The 6,454-nt window shown below is 68.2% G+C and carries 10 protein-coding genes; 7 read left to right on the top strand and 3 right to left on the bottom strand.

The features are described 5' to 3' along the window. Together CA984_RS21355 and CA984_RS21350 are read right to left on the bottom strand one after the other, a co-directional pair. Positions 1-479, bottom strand: a 479-nt coding sequence (locus CA984_RS21355; protein ID WP_423229323.1) for a Cgl0159 family (beta/alpha)8-fold protein, incomplete at its 3' end; no start/stop codon positions are given. Positions 480-685: 206 nt separating this feature from the next. Continuing rightward, the gene (locus CA984_RS21350; protein ID WP_086575087.1) at positions 686-1,252 is read right to left on the bottom strand and encodes a mycothiol transferase; all 567 of its coding nucleotides are present in this window, start codon (positions 1,250-1,252) and stop codon (positions 686-688) included. Between the two features lie 162 nt (positions 1,253-1,414). On the opposite strand from CA984_RS21350, the gene CA984_RS46345 reads away from it, so the two are divergent. From CA984_RS46345 to CA984_RS21330, 5 genes are all read left to right on the top strand, one after another. Next, positions 1,415-1,564, top strand: coding sequence for a hypothetical protein (locus CA984_RS46345; RefSeq protein WP_165781346.1), 150 nt, complete (start codon positions 1,415-1,417; stop codon positions 1,562-1,564). A gap of 342 nt (positions 1,565-1,906) precedes the next feature. Beyond that, positions 1,907-2,545 (top strand): hypothetical protein, encoded by a 639-nt coding sequence (locus tag CA984_RS21345; RefSeq protein ID WP_086575085.1) that lies wholly within the window; start codon positions 1,907-1,909, stop codon positions 2,543-2,545. Further along, positions 2,542-2,943, top strand: coding sequence for a phage holin family protein (locus tag CA984_RS21340; RefSeq protein WP_086575083.1), 402 nt, complete (start codon positions 2,542-2,544; stop codon positions 2,941-2,943). The genes CA984_RS21345 and CA984_RS21340 overlap by 4 nt, the downstream gene beginning before the upstream one ends. Continuing rightward, the gene (locus CA984_RS21335) at positions 2,919-3,626 is read left to right on the top strand and encodes a DUF3618 domain-containing protein (protein ID WP_086575081.1); all 708 of its coding nucleotides are present in this window, start codon (positions 2,919-2,921) and stop codon (positions 3,624-3,626) included. The genes CA984_RS21340 and CA984_RS21335 overlap by 25 nt, the downstream gene beginning before the upstream one ends. A 184-nt stretch (positions 3,627-3,810) precedes the next feature. Beyond that, positions 3,811-4,236, top strand: coding sequence for a transposase (locus tag CA984_RS21330; protein ID WP_207620969.1), 426 nt, complete (start codon positions 3,811-3,813; stop codon positions 4,234-4,236). Between the two features lie 215 nt (positions 4,237-4,451). Here CA984_RS21330 and CA984_RS21325 read toward each other — a convergent pair whose 3' ends face one another. Further along, entirely contained in the window at positions 4,452-5,132 is a 681-nt protein-coding gene (locus CA984_RS21325; RefSeq protein ID WP_133061731.1) for a hypothetical protein, read from the bottom strand. 267 nt (positions 5,133-5,399) lie between these two features. Here CA984_RS21325 and CA984_RS48765 point away from each other — a divergent pair, with 267 nt between their 5' ends. Both CA984_RS48765 and CA984_RS21315 read left to right on the top strand, forming a co-directional pair. Next, on the top strand, positions 5,400-5,534 hold the full coding sequence (locus CA984_RS48765; RefSeq protein WP_278249050.1) for a hypothetical protein: 135 nt from the start codon (positions 5,400-5,402) through the stop codon (positions 5,532-5,534). 111 nt (positions 5,535-5,645) lie between these two features. Further along, positions 5,646-5,990, top strand: coding sequence for a hypothetical protein (locus CA984_RS21315; protein ID WP_207620968.1), 345 nt, complete (start codon positions 5,646-5,648; stop codon positions 5,988-5,990). Positions 5,991-6,454 lie beyond the last annotated feature (464 nt).

Below are 6,454 nucleotides of genomic sequence, written 5' to 3'. Positions count from 1 at the left end.
GTGTTCTCCAGCACCGAAGGCGTCGCGGCGTCCTCCAACGCGATCCGGGTCAGCGTCTTGCCCCCGTCGAAGCCCATCGCGGCGATGGTCTCCGCGTCGTAGCCGGTGAAGCGGTCGTCGATCTCGAACGTCGATCCGGCCAGGCCGGTCCGGTTCATCGATCCGAACACCGACTTGCCGTCCAGCACCCCGAGCAGCAGCAGGTCCTCCAGGATGTCGGCGGTGCCCATCACCCCGGTCACCCCGGGGCGTTCAAGCGCCCGGCAGAGCCGGTCCAGGAGATCACCCCGATCGGCCATCGCCATCGGATCACCGCCGGCGCCGAGCGAGCCGCGCGCCGGATGGTCCGCAGCGATGATCATCACCCGGCCGTGCTCCCCCACCACGGACGGCGCCGGCACACGCTGCTTCGCCGCCTGGACAATCGCCTCGGGGTTGTGCACCCGCGTCTGCACAATCTCGGTCACCCTGGCAGCCACGGCAATCCTCCAAGGGGGATTTGTCAGGACATAGGTTTGTCCTGACAAAAATACCAATCGGTGATCTCGGAGTCAACGATCACGGTGCGGATCACAGCGGGAACCTGTGGCTGACCTGGGTGCCGGCGTGCACGACCATAAAACGGACGGAGTTTTCGCACGCACACTGTCCAACTGCGAACAGAGGGGCTTGATCTGCGGGTCGGTCAGGGTCCCGTTGACTGAACCCGCTCGGGCGGATCCTCGCCCACCAGACCGTCGATCGCCTCACGGAACAGGTCCGCGTGGCCGACGTGCCGGGCGTATTCGTCGTGGACGTCGACCAGGATACGGCGTACGTTGGGCGATCGGCCGTCCTCGGTGACGGTGAACCCGGCGGGCCGGTCGAGGCCGCCGTCGGCCAGCACCTTGGCCACCGCAGCCCGGGTGCGGGCGACGGCCTCGCGCCAACGGGTGTAGAGCTCGTCGGGCGTGTCGTCGGCGGCGGCTTCCCATTCCCAGCCGTGTTCGGCGGTGTCCCAGGGCGGCGTGGGCCGCTCCCCGAACAGGCGCCAGGCCGCCGTCTCCTCCTCCACCCGGGTCAGGTGCTTGATCAACCCGGCCAGGGTCATCGTGCTCGGCGGGTGCGGCCGGTTCAGGGCGGCGGCGTCCAGGCCGCCGGTCTTCCAGGCGAACGTGGCACGGGAGCGGTCGAGGGCGAACAGCAGCATCTCGACTTCGCCGGCGGTCAGGGACGGCTCGTTGATGACGGTGTCGTTGGTCACGGTCCGCATGTTAGGGCCGGTTCCGAACGTTTCCCTCCGGAACACTCACAACAACCGGGTCGCTCTGAGCCCCAGGTGGAGGGCCGGCCGGTCGTCACTCCTATGGGCACTCCCCCGGGCCGCCCGTGCGGCACTACCCGCGGCCCCGCTCCCCGCCGTCCGGGTGACGCAGTGGATCGAGTTCTGACGGATGCCCTCTACGACCTGGAGGACTACACCGCCGACCCGAGCCTCCGCGAGCCCGGCGACTTGTCAGACGGAGAGCTGACATCCCGGATCCGCGCGGCCCTCGACGAGCTGGGGCCGGCCGGCGGGCCGTGAACAGACCGGCCGTTCCACGGCGAGCACGCGGCCTCTGGAGATCGCCGGAGCGGCCCTGGTCGCAGCGGTGCGGGAGGCCCTGACCGAGCACCGGGGCGAACAGGCCCAGCGGAGACACATCCACAGGCCGCTCGTCCGAAAAGCCAGATTTACCCCTCATGGCGGCACCCCATTACACCCGAATGTTCAACCATTTAGTGAATTTGGGCAGCTTGCATATAAATATGTTCATCGATCGCTATACCAAGGCATCTTTTCGTGATTCCGCGGGTGTGAGGGGTCAGTGCGGGTAACGCCACCCCATCCTCAGAATCTGAGGTCGGGGACCCTTTGGAGGCATCGATGAGTGAGTTTCCTACCGGAGTAGGGGCACATTCGCAGCAGAACGATCAGGAGGGCAGGCCGGGGACGGGGCAACAGGCGAAAGCCGCGGCGGGAGAGGTCGCCGGCACCGCCAAGGACCAGGCACAGGCGGTAGCCGGGGAGGCGAGGCTCCAGACGCGCAGAGCGGTGGGACAGCTACGGGAACGCGTCGGTGAGCAGACCCAGCAGCAGAGCCGGCGCGCCGCTCAGGGAATCCGCCAGTGGGCCGACGAGCTCGCCTCGATGGGCGAGACCGCCAAACCCGACTCCCCGGTGAGCGGGGTGGTGCAACAGGTCGCCGACACGGGACGGCGGGCCGCCGACTACCTGGAGCAGCACGGTCTGTCCGGGGTGACGGAGGAGGTCCAGAACTTCGCCCGCCGCCGTCCCGGAGTTTTCCTGGCGGGAGCGGTGGCCGCAGGCTTCCTGGTGGGACGGATGGCGAAAGCCACCACGGGCGCGGGGCAGACCCCTTCCACCACGACGCCTCCCGCACCGGGGACGGCGGCCCCGCCGGCCGGCCTGTCCACACCGGCGGCCCCGGGTCAGCCGTCCACGCCGTACTCGCCCGCGACAGAGCCCCCTCCGCCCGGAGGCTGGGGAGGTGAGCCTCGGTGAGTTCTCCCGGCTCCGAACCTGTCGAGCCGTCGCTGGGACAGCTGGTCGGCGAGATCGGTGAAGATCTGTCCAAGCTGCTCCGCCAGGAGATGGAGCTTGCCAAGAGCGAGATGCGGACGGAGGCCTCCAAGGCCGGCAAGGCGGCCGGGATGCTCGGTGGAGCGGGAGTGGCCGGCCACATGGCCGCCCTGTTCGTGACCCTCGCCGTCATGTTCGGCCTGGGCAACCTCATCGACCTGGGCTGGGCCGCCCTCATCGTCGCCGTGATATGGGCGGTGATCGGCGCGGTGCTGTACGTGACCGGACGCAACAGGCTCCGCCTGGTCTCCCCCAAACCGGAACAGACCGTGGAAACGCTCAAGGAGGACGCGCAATGGGCTCGGGACCTGAAGAAATAAGAGACGAGATCGCCGTGACCAGAGCGGAGCTGGCCGCCGACGTGGACCGGCTGGCCGATCGCACCGTCCCGTCACGGATCATGCAGCGCCGGACCAACCGGATGCGCCAGAAGATCGATGCCGTGCGTGAGCGGGTGATGGGCACGCCGTCCCACGCCGCCCATCATGCGCGGCATCAGGTCGGCCAGGTCGCCGGCAGCGTCCGCGACACCGCCACGGGGGCGGCGGGCACCGTCCGCGACACCGCTTCGCAGGCGGCCGGCACCGTCCGCGACACCGCCGCGGAGACCGCGGACACCGTCAGGCACGGCGCGCAGCAGGCCGTTGGAGCGGTCCGGGAGGCGCCGGAGCAGGCGATGCGGAGCACGCAGGGCAACCCGCTGGCAGCCGGGCTGATCGCCTTCGGCGCGGGGCTTCTCGCGGCGACCCTCATCCCCGGGACCGAGACCGAGCAGCGGACCGCCGAGCAGGTCAAGGAGCAGGTCGGCGACATGGTCGAACCGGTCAAGGAGGCGGTGCGGGAATCAGCCCAGCAGCTGGGCAAGGAGGCCAAGGGCACCGCGCAGCAGGCCGCCCAGCAGGTCAAGGAGACCGCCACCGAGGCGGCCAGGACCACCGGGGAGCACGCCCGCGACCAGGCCCAGCAGGTGACCGACCCGAACCGCCCGGGCCCCGGCCGCTGAGGACCCCGCGCGCCGCTCCCACCCCGGWCCGGGGTGGGAGCGGCGGCGGTAGAGGATGTCCGGAATCCTCGGTCGCCGTGGAGAACGCCGCCGGAGGCGCGCTCTGGCCAGGTGCTCTACGCTCGAAGTCTGCGGCCAGTCGCTGCGGCCCCGGCTGCACCCTGGCGCCGGGCAGGCGCGGGTGATGCGCGTCAACCACACCTACGGGCGCGGCGGAGCGCCGGCCTACCTGGCCGCCTACGACGTCCACCACGCACGCGTGTTCGGCCGTTGCGAGAAGACCACCGGCATCGACCCGTTCATGGCATTGGTCCCCCAGGTCACGGCCGGAGAGTCCTGCGCCGGCGCCACCCGTGTGTACTGGATCGTCGGCAACGACTCCTCTCACCGCGGCAAGAGGTCCGTCGACCGGCTGACGGCGGCATTCCCGAACGCGATGCTGGTCCACACCCCGGTGCACGCATCCTGGCTCAACCAGATCGAGGTGTTCTTCTCCATCGTCCGGCGCAAGGTCGTCTCACCCAACGACTTCACCGACCTCGCCGAGGTCCGGGACCGGCTCCGAGCGTTCGAAGACCGCTACAACGCCGCGGCACAGCCGTTCCAGTGAAGGTTCACCACCTCCGACCTAGACGGTCTGCTGGCCCGGCTCGACCAACACGAGCAAGCCTCCACCGCCCTGGCAGCGTGATCAACCCCGAAGGACGTCCGGCGTCGACCACTAAGGCGCCGGCCGAAGTGGCCTTTGCACTGCCGACCGCTGCGCTCGTGCGGCGCGCATTCGACAGCCGACGGTGATCGCCGTTCTCCCTGGCTCGGTCACACCTACGCGGGTCGAGGCACAATCTCCTTCGAGGAGGGCGCGATGAGGCGATCGGGAACGCCGGGATCCCAATACTCGATGGTGACCGAGGTGAGCTCCCCAATACCCCGCCTGGTCCGGAACATGGACAGGTGCCTGCGGGTACGCCGCACATCGCCGTCTTCGGTCATCCAGATGTCGAGGGTGAAGCGATCGGTTCCCAGCCGATGGAGAGCATGGTGCAACTCTGCGAGCACGGGGTCTTTTTCGCTCTGCCGTGGTTTAACCACCAAGGTGTAACGGCGCAGCTCCTTTCCGCCCAGCGTCTCCACGGCGAAGGCCTTCAGCCGGGCAATGCTCCGGATCTCAGGTGTGTACTCCCACTTCCAAAGATCCTCCTCGACCCACTGCCACCTCTTGCCGGTCCGTTGCCGCTCCTCATCGGACAGCAGGTGGTAGAACTGCGGGCCGACCCGAAAGACGGTGACACACCCGTCCTCGGACTGCGCCTCGTAGGCTTCCAGGTCGTTTGCGATGTCCACCACCCCCTGAGCATGAGTCACGACATCGCGTCGATGACCGCCTACCACCCAGGTGTAGGAAACTCTGAACGTCGCGTCGTCCCTCCAGGCTGCCTCGATGTGGTCGAAAGGAACATCGATCGCTGTCTGGCTCCCCGGCAGCAACTGGCGCAATGTCGACATGCGCCGCAGCATACGGGCGCGGGTTGGAGATCCAACAGACCCACCGCCCGCTCCTGGACGGCCTGCACACGGCGCCGGGACGATGAAAGGCATGGGAAGTGCGATCGCAATCCAGTCGAACGTCGTGAGTGGGACGGTCTACTGCACTAAATAAGTGGTTCCAGGAAGTGGGCAGGGACCTCTTCGCCTTCGGGCTGTCACGCTGGCGGCCGCGAATCCCGCAGGCTGGCCTGGCTGGAGTCCTTCCGGCGGCCCACCCAGGCCGCCATGGCGGCGGTCTTCCGCGGATTCACGCCCGCCCAGCTGACCCAGCTGCGGCATCTTTGCCTGCGCCTCGTCGAGAACCAGCATCGACTCGACCAATACCTGAACCAGGTCGACGGCACGAACACCCAGCGGTGAACCGAACATCCACCGCCCGAAGAAACGACCGAAGGATCGAACCGCGATGACAACCGAGACCCAGACTCGGCAGGTCGTGCGGGGCTATCACAACGCCGGGTTCAGTGGGACGTGCCCGCAGCCGTCGCCCACTTCGCCGAGCCGTTCACCTTCCAAAGCCCGCTCATGAGCTCTGCGGACCCCGCCGGCCACCTGGCCGGGCTCCCCGGCTTCCTTCAGGCGGTCACCGGCGTCGACATGATCAGCGAACTGTACGGCGAGTCCGAGGCCACACTCGTCTACGACGTGCATACCGCCACGCCGGCTGGCACTCAGCGCACCGCCGAACACTTCCGCATCGACGGTGTCGGCATCACATCGATCATGCTGATCTTCGACGGAACACCATGGCAGGCGATGCGGGCAATGATGGGCCAAGCCCCGCCCGACACCGCTACGGCGAAGCCCTCACGCTGAAACGCCACCAGCTGGAACTCGGCAGCGAGGTCATCCCGTTCCCTCCGGCGCTGCAACGAGCACGCGACTCCGAGAAACAGCGGAAGACAGCCAGCGGACACGATGAACTGAGACACGCACCCCGGTGCCCGTTACCCTCGCCGTGCCCGTCGTGCTGAGCGCCTGCGAACGCCACCGGCTGAAGAAGACGGCCCACCGCCACAAGACCCCGCATCAGGCCCGGCAGCGGGCAACCATCCGTCCAGCGCAAGGTCGTCTCACCCAACGATTTCCCGGACCTGACCCAGGTCCGGGATCGGCTCCGAGTATTCGAAGACCGCTACAACGCCGTGGCACAGCCGCTCCAGTGGAGGTTCACCACCTCCGACCTAGACGGTCTGCTGGCCAGGCTCGACCGACACGCAGCCGACCGGCGCGAACCATCCTCGATCCCGTAGGCGGCATGATCAGCCCCCCGAAGGACT

The sequence above is a fragment of the Streptosporangium minutum genome (assembly GCF_002149035.1).
In the GTDB taxonomy this organism is placed as follows: Bacteria; Actinomycetota; Actinomycetes; order Streptosporangiales; family Streptosporangiaceae; genus Streptosporangium; species Streptosporangium minutum.
The sequence above is the reverse complement of the archived record's forward strand: the minus strand, read 5'-3'. Positions and strand labels throughout refer to the sequence as shown.

Bases quoted from the DNA above. Each gene is read 5' to 3' on its own strand.
- CA984_RS21350 (WP_086575087.1), bottom strand. From the start codon at position 1,252: ATGCGGACCGTGACCAACGACACCGTCATCAACGAGCCGTCCCTGACC.
- CA984_RS21345 (WP_086575085.1), top strand. From the start codon at position 1,907: ATGAGTGAGTTTCCTACCGGAGTAGGGGCACATTCGCAGCAGAACGAT.
- CA984_RS21335 (WP_086575081.1), top strand. From the start codon at position 2,919: ATGGGCTCGGGACCTGAAGAAATAAGAGACGAGATCGCCGTGACCAGA.
- CA984_RS21330 (WP_207620969.1), top strand. From the start codon at position 3,811: ATGCGCGTCAACCACACCTACGGGCGCGGCGGAGCGCCGGCCTACCTG.
- CA984_RS21325 (WP_133061731.1), bottom strand. From the start codon at position 5,132: ATGTCGACATTGCGCCAGTTGCTGCCGGGGAGCCAGACAGCGATCGAT.
- CA984_RS48765 (WP_278249050.1), top strand. From the start codon at position 5,400: ATGGCGGCGGTCTTCCGCGGATTCACGCCCGCCCAGCTGACCCAGCTG.